The following is a 14,908-nucleotide window of genomic DNA, read 5'->3' on the forward strand; positions in this document are numbered from 1 at the left end:
CACTGCGATCAGCCCTCGAACGCGAGACCGCCGAATCTGTCGTACCCGAAGTGCACAATGATCAAGTGAGCGCAGCCTGATGCTCACCGGACCGCCACCGAAGTTCCACGGAACTCGGGACATCCTCGGAATTGCGTGCGACGAAGTTGCTGAAGGTGGCGGACTGGCGAGAAGCCGTCGAAAGCGGTGGATCCTAGGAGCACCGCCATCGCCGCTACGGTGCCTGGCCGCACCGGCATGTTGGGCAGATGATCGAGTGGATTCCCGAGGACGATGCGTCCTGTCGCGCGATTTCTTCTGAACGGTGCGAGGCGCGAGACGGTCACGCTGTACACCTCGAACGGGTCGGCTCGGGCGAACCATGTCGTTCCGAAAACTGCTGCGCCGACCAACATTGCGACGGCGTAGACGAGAATCCAGTCTTGATGGCCGTCAGCGAGCCTGGATCGGAACTTGCTAACTCCAGCCACACGAAGGCAAACAGTCCCACCACCGCTGGCCAGTATTCCCACCCCTGCCGGTACCGCACCCGCGCCGCTGAGGGCGTCGCATTCCGCGGGCCAACCCGAGCAGCCAGCGCACCGCAACGTCAAGATGATCCCCCGACAAGGATGTCGCGCCATCCAACTTCGATACCTCGATGAGGCGAACACCCCGCGCATCGTTGCTGGGCTCCTACTGGCTTCTTACGCACTTGGATCGTGCCACACAGCGGCCACCCTTTGGGGGGGCGAAGTACCTTTCAGGCCCGCTGTTTCGGGCGCACATTCCAAGCATGCGACCATCGAACAAGGCGATGTTATGAACCGGTAGGTAGCGAGACGTCACACGCGACGCGGGTTGCGGGACAACGCGTTGGCCGAATTCACACTCACGTTTCGATGGTTTGGGCATCAGACGGCCCAAGGCATCAGCACCGTCCTGCACTTCTTCGAAAGAGTTGCGGTTGGAATGAGCCGTGATCTACGGAGTAGGATAGTATATGGACGACGGCTGGGGCGTTGATCCACCCCTAGCTGGCATTGACGCCTCAGTCGTCTCCGTTGCTCAGTAACGCCATCACGCCGACTCGGCAACGGTGGTGGGACTACCGAGAGTCGCCAGGGCAGGATGGTTCACCCAACTGCCAGTCTGGCCCGCTTACCTTCGGGGCCACGATTAATAGACATTGAAAGTTCTGCGTATAGCACGGGCGGCGCCAATCATTCAAACGAGCAAGAACTTAGCCAGAACAGCTTCGTGGACACCGACGCCTTGAGCCCGAGATACCGCCATTTCTTACTGAGAGAGCATTCAAGAATCTCTTGATCACCCCCGGGCCCCGGGAGGCCAGATGCGTCGTCATCAGCGGCGCCAGGCGATCAGCAGTATCAAGCTGATTCGTCAACCCTTGACTGTTAGCCACGCCCAACGTTTCGACGAACAAACGATCAACCCTCTTGCCCTGCCAACTCTGCCGCAGTCGATCGATTATCGCGGTTCGGACCGTTCCTTGTCCGCTCAAGATAGTGAGTTCCCGCGCACAAATGCAGGAACATGTACGCTCGCACTTCTTGCGTGCCTAGCGTCTGAACGCCTATCACCATTCGCAGCCAAGCTGCGACGGTATAAGGTCGCAGAGACGCGTCGCAGGCCTTAAGCCCCGAACAGTAGGTACAGGCCGGCGAAGGTGTAGCCGACCATTGTCAGCATCATCGCGAGCTGGCCCGTCAGTTGATGGCCTACCGGAAGCACTCGCAGCGCTTTGTCGTGTGCCGCGATCACGGCCAACATATGCCCGGTGACAACGGAGGCGACCTTGATGGTCCACAGCAACGTCGGATTCAGCGATAGGAAGTACTGCACGTCGGCGGAGTCCAGGCCAAGTAAGTGCCAGCCCCTGCCAAGCGGATCGGCAAGCCGCACGATGGTCTCCTGGCCGCGCTCGACGAGGTAGGAGAGGTAGTGCGCGAAGATGTAGCCCACGACGATCGGAATGAGACTGTGAGCGAGCAGCGCTGGGAGCTCACGGCGTTGCTCGCGACTGACGCCGGCGGTCGCGCGAGCCGCGGCAGAGAATGTCAGGCCCACCGCGAGCACGAAAAGTATGAGCCCGAGCGATCGCAGCACCGTGCCGCCCGCGGAGATACCGACCAGAGGGATGCTGGCGGAATTGCGTGCGACGAAGTTGCTGAAGGTGGCGGACTGGGAGAAGCTGTCAAACGCGGTCGATCCGAGCAGCACGGCCATCACCGCGACGGTGCCTGGACGTACCGGCATGGTGGGCAGATGATCGAGCGGATTCCCGATGACGATGCGTCCTGTCGCACGATTTCTTCTGAACGGTGCCAGCCGCGAGACTGTCACGCTGTACACCTCGAACGGATCGGCTCGAGCGAACCATGGCGTCCCGAAAACTGCTGCGCCGACCAACATCGCGACGGCGTAGACGAGAATCCAGATCTTGATGGCCGTCAGCGAGCCAGGATCGGAACTCGCTAGCTCCAGCCAGACGAAAGCGAATAGCCCGACCACTCCCGGCCAGTATCCCCACCCCTGCCGATACCGGATTCGCCCCTCTGAGGGGGTCGCACCGCGCCGCCTGATGTGCAACAGCCGCCACACAGTGCGCACCGGCGAGATAACCCGCCAAACCGGGCCGATGACAACCGATATGGCGACCAACCCGACCCACAACAGCACATAGAACGCACCCGGCAACGCATTGTCATTGCCCTGGGGACCCCAGATAGCAGCAACAGCCACCCACGCGGTAAAGACCGCGGCGGCAATCGCGACTATCCAGCGGACAGCATGGGAGTCGACGACAGCAGATATCCACTTCGGCAGCTCTTGTCCTGGCTTCGCCGGGTCAAACCGCGGCGTCCTCCACGCCACAGCCACCACGGCAAAAGTCGCAGCTAACGCCCATGCGGCCCCAATCAGCGCGTATGACAACGGCACTGGAAGATCGGTCGATCCCCCTACGCCATGCGCTAGGAACGTCTCAGCGGCTTCGCGCGTCAAGGCCGGACTTCGATGGTGACGACTGTGACATGCAAGTCGTGCAATTCCACTGCGACGCGGCCGGGGATGTCGACGGTGAACTCGAAGCGCTGACCTGAGGTGGCTGCAACCTCGAAGACGTGTTCGGGCACCGAATGCACGTGCAGACTGTCGACAGCGTCGCTGGTCACTTGGAGCACTATCGGTTGCCCGGCGACCGCTTGAGTCTCCGCGTTCATGGGTGTCACCGTGCCGTTGGCGACTGTGACATCGATGACCGTCCCGGCTTCAGCACTCGCACTTGTCGGGGACGTGGTCGCAACTGGTTGAGCGGAGGTCGCCGGCGAAGCGGAAGAAGCATCCGTAGAGGACGGTGGCGAGCCACACGCGGCCATGACGACGGCAGCCGCCCCAATTGCGCTCGCTCTCAACCAAATACCGCATTCAACCATGGATTTGTCCGTCCAATCTCGTCATGCCGAGAATTGTGCACCCCACGCTGGTACAGCACATCAGCGCAAGACCAGTCGTTTCACAGCAGCTACTTCTCTGATGGAGTATCGGGTTCGTTGCTACTCGGTGACCGCGGACCGCTCGGGAGGCGCCGCAGCACTCACCGAGCCGGCATCAGCGGACCGACGGGCTCGGTCGATTGCGAAGATGCCGAGCGCCACGGCGATCACAGCGAAACCTAGAGCAGTCCAGGCGATCACCGAAGTCATAGCGTTCCCCCCGCTAGCAACAGTCTCCGCACTCGACCCGAGAGTCACTGTCGGCATGGGGAACTCGGGATCACTGCCTTCGGGCGCCGGTTCAGTCCAAGCGTCGGCGGTGCCATCGGCGAAGGTCTGAATGGTTGGCAACGCAAGCGTCTCGACGTCCGGCAACGGACCCGCTTCGAGGACGAAATCATCGAACTGACCAGGCAGGATTCCCTGGCCGGTTGCGGTCCACGTTACCGAACTGACCACCTCATCGACTGGTGTGCCATCGTCTCTGTAGATCGGCGGATTCGTCTTCTTCTTCGTTATGTCGAGTTGCCAGCCTGCAACCGGTTGAGCCCGCACGGTTCGGATCTGGATTCCGTCAGGGATCCGCAGTTCCACTTTGGTGGTAGCCGGGTTATCCGACTCTGCGGGGACCCGCAGGGTGATCAGACCCGTCTCCCCTGGCACCCCACCGTCAATGTATGCACCTACATGGGCGGTCGCCGCTGGGCTCGCAAGCAGTGCCGCCACTCCACTGATCATGAGAACTCCAACAATGCGCAGCAGGACTTTCAACACCGGCCACCTCCATATAAAGGATTGCAATCTTCGCTCGGCTTCGAGAGGGCTTCCCGCAGTTCAGCATTGCGTGTCAGAAGTGCCGGCTGGCACGCCGACACCGCTTCGGTGGCAGTATACGGGGTGGGACCGTAGACGCGGGCACCAGGGGTTCGGCGCGTTGCGTTTGCGTCTAATACCCGCGCTGGCTTGTGAATCATCACTTGCTCGTGAGTTTGTCAGGTGAAAGGGCTCCGGAAGGCCGCACCAGGGCGCATTCATTGAGCGGCGGAGGCGGTCCAGTACAGTCCGCCCACGTCGAGGACGGTGTTCGCGTCATGCCGGTATTTCTTCTCGATTCTCACATCGGTGGCCCAAGTCAATGTAGCCGCCGGCCTCTGCGCACTCCTGCTCGCGTGCTACGTCGTCATGGGAGCGGAGGCAGGCTGGGTGTGGTACCGAGGCCGCCGAGCAGGGCTGATATCGGGGCTCGGCAACGCAATGGTGTTTGGCGGCGCCAGCGCTGTGATCGTGCCGCGGCGACGGTAGGAGTGGCTGCAGGGTTGCTGCACGACCACCACGCGTCAGCTGGCGCCGAACGCGATGACCACCCGCCGATTAGCGGTCATGAAGACGGCCATCACGATCATCCAGAACCGGACGCTCCGCCGAATACCGAAGCGGTTCCCCCGCCCTCGGCGCCGGCGCCTGTGGCCCCTCCGGCGCCCACCCCAGATCCTTCACACAGCGCTGAGGGTGATCACCCCCACAGGGAGTGACACCGCCTGATCGCTCGCGGTTATCTGTCAGCAAGTGGCGGACATCAGACCGTGGCGTCGCGTTCTTGGCCCTTTTTCGGTAGCCGGCTGCTAGTGAGAAGGCAACCGGGTCGTATCGCTCAAGTGGTCATCATGCCGGCGTTTAGGTGAAAGTGTTGTGTCAGCCCGTCATCCGGACGCGGGGCATCGTCCGCGATCAACGTGATGAGACCAGCCTCAACAGTGCTGCGGCTTCTGTACTTACCCGTCCAGAACGGACCCGTCCAGAAATGCGGCCAGGTCCTGCGACGGCAGCGACACAGCGCGCCTTCTAATGGTCATGGTCGAAGAGAACGAGGGTGTTGGCCAGGTTGCCGTCGATGAAGTATGCACGGCAGCTGAAGGGGTCATGGATCGTGGACCCGAACGCGTTGCCGTCGACATCCACGACACCAGAAACGTTCAACACCGTTATGCGGGAATGGTCGACCCCCTTGAGCGGGTCATCGAGTAGTGAGAATAGATCCTTGCTGTCAGGGTCCAGGACTGCGCTTGCCACCTCGAGGTTTGACAGCATCGCCGTCGACGGCGAGGCCAAACGCTTAAGCACCTCAGATTCGCAGCGGTCCTGCGCCGTAAGGTCCTTCGAGGTACCGTCTGTAGAGTCGGCGAGGCCGAAACCGCGTGTCGCGACGGCGATTACGGCTAAGATCATTACGCAACCCGCCGCGGCCGCGAACAACCACGCACGCCTCCGGTTCTTCCGGGGTGCGGGTGGCGAACTACCCATTCCTTCCCTCTTCAATCTCGCGTGTCGAAAGCTATCTGCGGGTCGCGAGGCCGTAGTCGGGTCGTCTGGCAGCACAGGTACTAAAAACTCCGCAGCCTCGGGACCGAATAAGCCACAGTCCACAAGGTATCCGCTATCAGAGACCTGCCTGCAGGCCGACAACACTCCACCAGGCAGCCTCCGCCGTGATGGCTCGGGCGAAGGGAGACATGCATTGCTCCATCCCGTTGGGTTCCGGCTGCCGGCGTATGGCCCGACCTTCCGACATTGCTTCCTCACCCGCCCACCTGCTCATCGTTTGGCAGCCCGCTTTGCGGGCCGACGCAGTGCAGCGCGCAGGCGCGCCGACCTTTCGGGGCCTATCAGCTCAAGAAAGTAGGTGAGGACCAGATCGCGTTGGCCGCCGGAGTCCAAGGCCTCGCGCATAAGGCCGGCGCTGTGTTGCTCACGCGTCGAGGTGGGCCAATACCGGTAGGCTTTGCCGTCGCGCTGCCGGGACAAGTAGCCCTTGCTGTGCAGATTGTCCATCGTGGACATTACTGTGGTGTAGGCGATGTCGCGTTCTGCCGCTAGTTCGTCGAAAATCTCTCGCACCGTCGGGGTAGTGTCGGAATCACGGTTCCAGATGCAATCCATGATGACGGCTTCGAGTTCCCCAAATCCATGTGTGCGCAACTTTGGCCTCCCGGCCGCCCGTGTCGAGCCAGTGTCGCCCATGGTGCCCCTTTGACGGAATGCGTACTGCCTACGTACCAAGAGCGTAATGCAGTCACACCGTTTGGAATACCGAGACCATGTCGCCTCCCTCGTTGTGCCTGTGCCATTGCGCGATGCAGCGGGTCTCGCGTCACAAGCCTTCTGCGAAGTCGTATGTCCAGGGAATGGTTTCGCCAGGACGGGGGACGCCGTAGACCACGGCGATCTCGTCACGATCGCGCAGCATGATGGCGGCTGGGTTTCCGGCCTGTGGTGCGCCGTTGACGAAAACGCGCACGACCTTACCCTCGACGGCGCGCAGTGCCCCGATGTTGTCCGGCGACAGGCTGACCTGCCATTCGGTGAAGAAATCCCCCAGGCTGAACTGTCTTTTCACCGGGGACTCAACATGAATCACACCATTACCGTCATGGGTGTGGAGCGGACTGATAGTGCCGCGTTTGGTGTCGATACCCAGCCCGGCTGGAACCGGCACGGGCTCACCGTCAACCAGCACATCCAGATGGGCGTGAATGTGCTCCATGGCCCCTTCGCTACCTAGCATCGGCAACCCGGCTGCGGCCACCGCCGCACTCGCATCCGCAGGCGTCGGCCACGGCGGCATCGGTTCGGCGCCCACGGCGACGGTGGCCGGTGGACTCTGCATCTCGCCGATTCCGTCTCTGGTGTGCCCGGCCCGGGGCGATTTGGTGATGCTGAAGATCACGATCACCACGATGGGAGCTGCGACAACAACGCCGGCGGCGAGCCACAGCCAGCTGCTGCGTCGGCTCGACTGCGCACGTGCGACGGCCTTACGTCCATCTCGTGAAGACTTCGTCGCCATGAAGGCGCTCCGTTCATCTGCAGGCATGCTGTCATAGGTATCTACTGCATAGCTTAGTAAATAATCGTCCGCCCACTGCCGTTGCAGTGCTTTGGCGGGACGCTCGATCTGGCAGCATCGAGGCGGGTTAGTCCGGCGACGTCAGATGTGGTGCTGTCGCTCGGACTTCAGCTGGTCGATCTCCGCCCGCAGCCGCGTCATTTTCTCACGGTCAGGCATGTCGGTCCCGTGGCTGCTCCGCATCACCATGAACATCATCGCGCCCATACCAATCGGGCAGGCCAGCGCGGCACCCGCCAGGAGTAGATGCTCCATTCCGGTCTCCCTTCGGCGCGAAGACCCTGCGCGCCAAGGTTCACACACGCGGGCTGCGATCTACGTACACGAATAGTAGAGCTGATGGAAATGCATCACCAGTGGAGAACCGGTGCTCACTCGCCTGCGTGCACACGCTGTGTGCGCCATCGCGGCTGTTCTCGCGGTGGGATGTGTCACGGGACGCGATGCCGTCGCGCAGGGCGGCACCTTTGAGTTCGTGTCACCCGATGGCGAGACCGACCTGTTCTACGATCCGTCGGACAATCGGCGGCAGCGTTGGTGACCTTACGGTGCTGTCAATATGAGCCAGTCGCGCACCAAATCAACACCGGCCTTGCGGAAAATACCCCCGCCGGGTACGTCTAGAGGGCGCGCATAAATCGGCCCGAGTTGCTTCGCGGGCATTGCGACCGCGGGAGGTGCGTATGTACGCCGGGTTGGCGTGGACCTTGCTGGTCGCTGTCGCTGGCGTCGCGAGTGTCTATGGTGCGCACCGACTTACGGCAGTGTCTCCTACGGCGCTGGTGTCGCTGCCCTTCCAATCCGGATGGGCACCCGAGGAGCACGCCCTGTCGCGCTATCACGTCCGGTGGTACCTGGCCACGCTGGTCTTTCTGGCCTTCGACGTCGAAATGCTGTTCATGTATCCCTGGGCGGTCGTTGTCGTAGAGATGGGCACTACCGCGGTCATTGAGATGTTTCTGTTTCTGGCCGCGCTGCTCGTAGCGGTCGCCTGGGCATGGCGAGAGGGTGCGCTGCGGTGGACCTGAATCGATGGTTGGCCAAGTACGCCGCCCGGCGGGCGCACGTGTTCATCGCCGAAGTACCGGGAAACTGGGTTCTTCGCGCCGCGGTGCAGGACTTGATCGCTGCTCGCGCATGGCGACAGGCCGTCTCACCGGCCGACGCCGACGTCTTGGCGGTATGCGGAACCGCAGACGACGACCTCCTCGACCTCATCGATCGCATCTGGGACCAGCTGCCCGGCCCCCGGGCTCGCGTCGACATCCTCGATGTGTCGCCGGCGAGCCCAGAACTGGACCGCGCGGTCGGCGTCCTCATCGATGTCAAACGGCAGCGGACGGATGCCAGGGATCGTGTGCGGTCGCCCGAGCCGATACGTCATCACGACCCAGGCCCCCAGGGTCACCACATGCCCGACAGCGGACAAGGCAACGGTGCTGGACATCAGCACGTGAAGCTCGGTGGCGGCCCGCCGCACGGCAGCTCCCATCTTCAGCATCCCGAGGAAAGCCGTGAGCCGGCTGACCACGACGCATACGAGCACCACCACCATGACGCCCATGGCAGCCACGCCGAGCAGGACGAGCATGGCGGTCACGACATGGGACACAGCAGCCATGACCACATGGATCACGGCGATATGAATATGGCGCCGGCGGGGATTGCGCTGGCTCAAGGCGGTGAGGACCGCGACGGGTTGGAAATGGACGAGTTGCACCTACGATTGGGTCCGTTCCTCGCCTACTGGCCGGCTGGGCTGGTGCTGCGCTGCGCGCTGCAGGGCGATGTCATCACCGCTGCTCAGGCTCAGCTGATGGGTGCCGGCCACGGTGAGCAACCGCGGTCACCGCTGGCCAATTCGAGGGAGGCGGCCCGCCAGGCCGACCATCTCGTGGACCTCTTGGTGCTGGCCGGCTGGCCTCGCGCCGCCGCGCGCGCACGACGGTTACGCGAGCGACTGCTTAACGACCCCGTCGACGACTCCGCGGCGCAGAAACAGGTCGCCGCGTTGGCCACTCTGGTGCGCCGCTCTCGGGTGCTGCGGTGGGCGCTGCGCGACCTCGCCCCGATCGCAGTCGACGACATCGACCAGTACGGGCTGCCCGCGTCGCTGGGCGGAGATACCTATGATCGGTTGCTCACACGGCTCGACGTGGTGCAAGGATTGATTCGCCACGAGGCCGACACGCCCCGGTTGCACATGCCGTGGAGCGCCATCGAGCACATGCTGCCCACGCTGGTCGAGGGTCTAGATGTTGCCACGGCACGGCTGGTGATCGCAGGATTAGGTATCGCCACTGACCACGCCAAGGCTGAGCAGCGATGACTGAGGTGGCGACAGTTAGCGGCGGGTGGGCGCTGGCGGCCGCTGCCCTCTTGGGCGTGCTTGCACTGTTCGCGGCCAGCCTGGACAGCACACTTTCCGCACGGGCCAACGGCGTGGGCGGCGCGAGTAGCGCGGCGGGCGCACCGCTGTTTGAGGTGGCCCGCCTGATGCGTCAGCGTCGTCGGACCCTGGTGGCCGCTGACGCGTTGGTGTGGCGCATCGGGTGCATCGGGCCCATCGTGGTCGCGCTGCTGATGATCGTCGTTGTGCCGCTGGGGCACTGGACGCTGCTGGATCTTGATGTCGGTGTTATGTGGGTTAACGCCGTGGACGTGATGATGTGGGCGGTGGTGTGGCTGGCCGGCTGGGGACCCAATTCGGTGCATTCACTGATCGGCGGCTACCGGTTCCTCGCCCACGCGCTGGGTTATGAACTGCCTCTGATGTTCGCCCTCGTCGCGCCCGCCATCGCCGCGGGCAGCCTGCGGGTCGGGGACGTGGCCGCCGCCCAGCACGATTTGTGGTTCGTGGTGTGGATGCCGGTCGCATTCGTGGCGTATTGCCTTGGTGTCTTGGCGTTTTCGGTGTGGGGTCCGTTCAGCCCGGCGCTCGGAGACGACATCGCCGGTGGCATGACCGCCGAGCTGTCCGGGGTTGACCGGCTGGTGTTCGTTGCCGGGCGCTACGCCGTTCTGGTCGCCGGCGCGGCGTTCGCCGTGCCGATGTTCCTGGGCGGCGGCGCCGGACCGCTGCTGCCCGACTGGATGTGGTCCGTTGTGAAAACCGTTGCGCTGCTTGGCGTGTTGGTGTGGCTGCGGCGCGCGATACCCGCGCTGCGGCCGGACAAGTTCATGGAGATCGGCTGGGTCGTGTTGCTGCCCGCCGTCTTGGCCCAAGATCTAGTGGTGGCGGTCATCGCCATCGGCAGGAGTTGACACACCATGATCGTCCATATCCTGTTCTGGCTGCTCGCAGTCATCGCCGTCGCTGCCGGGGCCGCGGTGTTCTGGGTCAATTCGATGGCGCGCGCCACGTATGCGCTGGCGGCCTCGTTCATCGCGGTCGGTGTCGCAGTTGTGCTCTTGCAGCAGAACTACATCGGCGTAGTCACCATCTTGATGATGGTGATGGAGATGGCGGTAATGGCCGTCTACATGGTCATGTTCATGGGCATGAACCCCGCGCTGATGCCGATGAGCATGGTTCACGACAACCGGCGCGCACTTGCCGCCGCCGTCGCCACCTTCGTGTTCTTGGCCTCCGGGATTCTGCTGATCCACTGGCCCGCCCGGCAGGGCCAGCCCCCGCAGGACGTCACCATGGCACTCGGCGAGGAGCTGATGGGTCCCCACATGCTCACCATGGCGGTGATCAGCCCGGTCATGGTCGCCACGATCGTCGCGGGGATCGTGTTGGCGGCCGCCCGTACCCGCTACGACCGTTTCGGTGACGACCTCACACACCGCCGGGCACGCGACCCGCAACCCGGAGGAGTGGGCCGATGACACTACAAACGGTGTTGTTGGTGGCCGCCGCGCTGTTCAGCGTCGGGCTCTACGGTGCGCTGTCCCAGCAAGTCGTGGTGATGGTGATGATGGGCCTGGAGCTGATGATCAACGCGATCATCCTTGCCGCCGCGGGGTTTTGGTGGTTCGTCATGCCCGCACCCAGCGGCCAGGTGCTCCTGCTGGTGGTCATCGCCGCCATGACGGTGGAGATGGCCATGGGATTCGCCGTGGCCACCGCGCTGCACCGCGAGCGTCGCGCCGACATGACCGACACGGCAGCCGACCTTTCCGGATGAGCAGCCCCGTGATCCCTGCGCTGCTGTGGCTGCTGGTCGCAACACCGGCCGCGGTGGGAGTCGCCTTGTTGATCTCCCGCCGCGACAATCGGTGGACCGAAGTGATCTCGTTGGCCACCGCGCTCTCGTGCGTCGCCGTGTCGGTGATCGTGTCGGTGGCGCGGCCGTCGGTGCAGGTTGCCTTCATGGCCGGCGCGCCGTTCGCCCTTCGGGTCGACGCGCTGGCGGGGACAGTGCTGCCCGCAGTCACCACCGTGACGCTGCTGGTGCTGATGTTCTCGGCCGGGAACATCCGCGAGGCGCGGGGCCGCTTCCACGGGTTGATGCTGGTGTTCGCCGCCGCCGCCATCCTGACAGTGACCGCCGCGACCCTGCCCGCGCTGCTGCTGGGATGGGAGGTGATGGGGGCAGCGTCGTATGCGCTGATCGGGTTCTGGTGGCGTGAGCAAAACCGGGTATCGGATGGTTTGACCGCCTTTGTGACCACCCGCACCGCCGATCTGGGGCTGTATCTGGCCGCCGGCGCCGCGCTGGCCGGCGGCGCCGGGATGGCGCTGAACAGTTTCGCCGACGCCCGGGGCGGGTGGCGCGATGTCCTCGCGCTCGGGGTGCTCGTGGCCGCGCTCGGCAAAGCCGCGCAGCTGCCGTTCTCCTTTTGGCTCTCGCGGGCGATGTCGGGTCCCAGTCCGGTCAGCGCCCTGCTGCATTCGGCGGCGATGGTGGCGATGGGCGGATTCCTGCTACTGCGGACACAACCCCTGCTGGCCGCCACCGGCTGGGCCGCGACCGCGGCGGCATGGGTGGGTGTGATCACCGCGGTGGTGCTCGGCGCGGTCGCGGTGGCCCAGCGCGACATCAAGCAGCTGCTCGCCGCGTCCACCGCAGCCCAGCTCGGATTCGTGGTGATGGCCGCCGGGGTGGCTGCCGTCGGCGGCGGCGCCGCGCACCTGGTGGCGCACGCCGCCACCAAGGCCGGGTTGTTCCTCGCCGCCGGCGTGTGGCTGTCGCTGCTGGGCACCCAGCGTCTCGATGACCTCGGCGGTGTGGCGCGGCGCTGGCGGGTGGTGGGCTGGTCGGCCACCATCGCCGCACTCACGCTGGCCGGGATAGCGCCGCTGTCGCTGTGGGCCACCAAGGACGCTGTGTTGACCGCCGCAGCGCAGCACTCCCCCGCGTTGTACGGGCTCGGGTTACTCGCCTCGGGCCTGTCGGCGGCCTATGCGGCCAAGATGTTGGTGGTGATCTGGGCCAGGCCGTCGACCAACGTGACCGCCCCGTCGCCGACCGCGTCGCCCCGACCAGCACCGCGTCGGCTCACCGGACTCGAGCAGGCGCCTCTCGTGGTCCTCGCCGTGGGGGCGGTGATCACGGGCGTGCTGGCCCTGCCCCCAGTGGGCTCCATCGTCGCGCGCACCCTCGACGGTGTCCAGCCGATCTCGCATCCGAGCGTCGCCGAGCTGCTCGGTTCGGCGGCCCTTGCGCTCGTCGTGGTGGCCGCGGTGGCGCGTTGGCGTGTGCCCGAACCGCGGTGGGCCGCATCGTGGCTGGGGCTTCAGCGCGGCGCGCACCTACTGGTCGTGGCCCCGACCATGGGCGCCGCCCGGCTGGCGGCCCGGTTCGATGACAAGGTGCTCGACGCGGCGGTCGACGCCACCGCGGTCGCGGTGTTGCGTGCGGCGCGCGGGGCGGCTCAGACCGACACCGGGGCGGTGGATCGCGCGGTGGAGGCGGTGGCCGCGCGGGTCGGGCAATTGGGCCAGCTGGCGCGCCGACCGCAAACCGGTCAGCTGCATCAGTACTACCTGGCCGCCGTCGTGCTGCTGGTTGCCGGCTTCGTGCTCATTGTGGCGGTGAGGTGACGGCGTGCTCAGTGTGATCGTGTTCTTGCCGGTGGCGGCCGCGCTGGCGCTGCTGGCCGCGCCCCGGCTTGGCGGACGCGCCGCCAACGTGATGTGGGTGGCGGTCACCGTGATCGACGTGGCGCTCATCGCGGTGGTGTGGGCTCGCTACGACGCGCCGGCCGTCAACGCGCTGGCGTTCGAGGAGCAGGTGCCCTGGATTCCGGGCGTCAACAGCAGCTACCACGTCGGCGTCGACGGCTTGTCGCTGCCGCTGGTGGTGATGACCGCGGTGATCTTCCTGGCATGCGCCGTCTACGGGCTACGCAACGATGACCGTCCCCGGCTGCAGGCCGCGTTGTTTCTGTTCCTGCAAAGCGTCAGCCTCGGTTTGTTCGTCGCGGCCGATCTCATCTTGTTCTTCGTCTTCTTTGACCTGTCGATCGTGGCGATGTACTTCGTCATCGCCGGCTGGGGCCACGGTGACGCGGCGCGCTCGGCGCTGAAGTTCTTCCTCTATACGTTCCTGGGATCGCTGGCTCTGCTCGTGGGCTTCATCGGCCTCTACATCGCCGCCGACCCGCACACCTTCGACATGGTGGAGCTGGCGGCCACCACACCGCTGGCCGGCAGTCCGCTGGCGGGAGGCTTGGTGCTGGCCGCAATCCTGCTCGGACTGGCGGTCAAGATACCCACGGTCCCGTTCCATACCTGGCTACCGCCGGCGCACACCGACGCACCGGCCGTCGGGTCGGCGGTGCTGGCCGGGGTGCTGCTGAAAATGGGCACCTATGGATTCGTGCGGGTGGCGATGCCGATGCTGCCGCAGGCATGGCGCGATTGGGCCTGGGCGATCATCGCCGTGGGCATCATATCGGTCTTGTACGGGGCGCTGGTCGCGCTGGCACAAACCGATCTCAAACGCATGATCGCCTACACGTCGGTCAACCACATGGGCTACATCGTGGTGGCCGTCGGCGCTGCGGGTCTCATCACAAGCGGCACCGCCGACGCGCGAGAGGTCGCGGTGGTCGGTGCGGTCACCCAGATGGTCAGCCACGGCCTGATCACAGCCGCCCTGTTTCTGCTCGCCGGGGTGTTCTATGACCGCGCGGGCAGCTATGACATGGACTCCTACGGCGGCCTGGCCGGCCCGGCGCCCAAGCTGGCCGCGCTGTTCGCCGTCGGCGCGTTCGCCTCACTGGGATTGCCGGGCTTTTCCGGTTTCATCGCCGAATTCCAGATCTTCGCCGGCAGCATCGCAGCCGCACCGGTCACTGCGCTGGCTCTACCCGGCATTCTGATTACCGCCGCGCTGTTTCTGCGCGCCCTGCAGCGCGTCTTCACCGGTCCCACACGAGGGCATTCGGTCGACTTCACCGACCTGCGGGTCCCTGAGACCGCTTCGGTGTCAATGCTTCTTGTGCTCAGTGTGGCCATCGGTCTAGTGCCTCGACCGTTGCTGGATCTGATCGAACCTGCCGCCGCCGCGCTGGTCGCCCTCGTCGGGAGATAAGCGGTGAATCCCGACGCGGC

General features: G+C 64.7%; 14 protein-coding genes and 2 pseudogenes. 8 read left to right on the forward strand and 8 right to left on the reverse strand.

Annotation, left to right across the window (positions count from 1 at the left end; translation table 11 throughout):
- Positions 1 to 167: 167 nt before the first annotated feature.
- The 8 genes and pseudogenes from CSQ99_RS31545 to CSQ99_RS31075 all read right to left on the reverse strand — a co-directional run.
- A pseudogene (locus tag CSQ99_RS31545) lies at positions 168 to 577 on the reverse strand (hypothetical protein); the annotation flags it as partial.
- 1,058 nt (positions 578 to 1,635) lie between these two features.
- Entirely contained in the window at positions 1,636 to 3,006 is a 1,371-nt protein-coding gene (locus CSQ99_RS25790) for a hypothetical protein (RefSeq protein WP_099041851.1), read from the reverse strand.
- Positions 3,003 to 3,224 carry a hypothetical protein gene (locus tag CSQ99_RS31550; RefSeq protein WP_245909092.1) on the reverse strand — a complete coding sequence of 74 codons (222 nt, stop codon included), beginning with the start codon at positions 3,222 to 3,224 and terminating at the stop codon, positions 3,003 to 3,005. Before CSQ99_RS31550 ends, CSQ99_RS25790 begins: the two co-directional genes overlap by 4 nt.
- A 333-nt stretch (positions 3,225 to 3,557) precedes the next feature.
- A complete protein-coding gene (locus CSQ99_RS25800) occupies positions 3,558 to 4,235 on the reverse strand; it encodes a YcnI family copper-binding membrane protein (RefSeq protein ID WP_099041853.1) in 678 nt (225 codons plus the stop codon).
- 1,104 nt (positions 4,236 to 5,339) lie between these two features.
- Positions 5,340 to 5,723 carry a hypothetical protein gene (locus CSQ99_RS25805; RefSeq protein WP_245909093.1) on the reverse strand — a complete coding sequence of 128 codons (384 nt, stop codon included), beginning with the start codon at positions 5,721 to 5,723 and terminating at the stop codon, positions 5,340 to 5,342.
- 366 nt (positions 5,724 to 6,089) lie between these two features.
- A complete protein-coding gene (locus tag CSQ99_RS25810) occupies positions 6,090 to 6,473 on the reverse strand; it encodes a BlaI/MecI/CopY family transcriptional regulator (protein ID WP_099041883.1) in 384 nt (127 codons plus the stop codon).
- 172 nt (positions 6,474 to 6,645) lie between these two features.
- Positions 6,646 to 7,341, reverse strand: coding sequence for a hypothetical protein (locus tag CSQ99_RS25815; protein ID WP_099041855.1), 696 nt, complete (start codon positions 7,339 to 7,341; stop codon positions 6,646 to 6,648).
- 141 nt (positions 7,342 to 7,482) lie between these two features.
- Positions 7,483 to 7,656, reverse strand: coding sequence for a hypothetical protein (locus CSQ99_RS31075; RefSeq protein ID WP_176561221.1), 174 nt, complete (start codon positions 7,654 to 7,656; stop codon positions 7,483 to 7,485).
- A gap of 112 nt (positions 7,657 to 7,768) precedes the next feature.
- Between CSQ99_RS31075 and CSQ99_RS25820 the strand changes: the two are divergent.
- From CSQ99_RS25820 to CSQ99_RS25855, 8 genes and pseudogenes are all read left to right on the forward strand, one after another.
- Positions 7,769 to 7,927: pseudogene (locus CSQ99_RS25820) on the forward strand (TlpA family protein disulfide reductase); the annotation flags it as partial.
- A 157-nt stretch (positions 7,928 to 8,084) separates the two neighbouring features.
- On the forward strand, positions 8,085 to 8,429 hold the full coding sequence (locus CSQ99_RS25825) for an NADH-quinone oxidoreductase subunit A (RefSeq protein WP_099041856.1): 345 nt from the start codon (positions 8,085 to 8,087) through the stop codon (positions 8,427 to 8,429).
- The gene (locus CSQ99_RS25830; protein WP_245909094.1) at positions 8,420 to 9,730 is read left to right on the forward strand and encodes a hypothetical protein; all 1,311 of its coding nucleotides are present in this window, start codon (positions 8,420 to 8,422) and stop codon (positions 9,728 to 9,730) included. The genes CSQ99_RS25825 and CSQ99_RS25830 overlap by 10 nt, the downstream gene beginning before the upstream one ends.
- Entirely contained in the window at positions 9,727 to 10,665 is a 939-nt protein-coding gene (locus CSQ99_RS25835) for a complex I subunit 1 family protein (RefSeq protein WP_099041858.1), read from the forward strand. Before CSQ99_RS25830 ends, CSQ99_RS25835 begins: the two co-directional genes overlap by 4 nt.
- 6 nt (positions 10,666 to 10,671) lie before the next feature.
- Positions 10,672 to 11,235, forward strand: a complete 564-nt coding sequence (locus CSQ99_RS25840) for an NADH-quinone oxidoreductase subunit J (protein ID WP_099041859.1) — start codon at positions 10,672 to 10,674, stop codon at positions 11,233 to 11,235.
- On the forward strand, positions 11,232 to 11,534 hold the full coding sequence (locus CSQ99_RS25845) for an NADH-quinone oxidoreductase subunit NuoK (protein ID WP_099041860.1): 303 nt from the start codon (positions 11,232 to 11,234) through the stop codon (positions 11,532 to 11,534). Before CSQ99_RS25840 ends, CSQ99_RS25845 begins: the two co-directional genes overlap by 4 nt.
- Complete coding sequence (locus CSQ99_RS25850) at positions 11,531 to 13,393, forward strand: proton-conducting transporter transmembrane domain-containing protein (RefSeq protein WP_099041861.1); 1,863 nt, start codon at positions 11,531 to 11,533, stop codon at positions 13,391 to 13,393. Before CSQ99_RS25845 ends, CSQ99_RS25850 begins: the two co-directional genes overlap by 4 nt.
- A gap of 4 nt (positions 13,394 to 13,397) precedes the next feature.
- Positions 13,398 to 14,888: a complex I subunit 4 family protein gene (locus tag CSQ99_RS25855; RefSeq protein ID WP_099041862.1), complete on the forward strand. Its 1,491-nt coding sequence runs from the start codon at positions 13,398 to 13,400 to the stop codon at positions 14,886 to 14,888.
- Positions 14,889 to 14,908: the final 20 nt, after the last annotated feature.

The sequence above is a fragment of the Mycobacterium neglectum genome (genome assembly GCF_002591975.1).
GTDB classification, from domain to species: domain Bacteria; phylum Actinomycetota; class Actinomycetes; order Mycobacteriales; family Mycobacteriaceae; genus Mycobacterium; species Mycobacterium neglectum.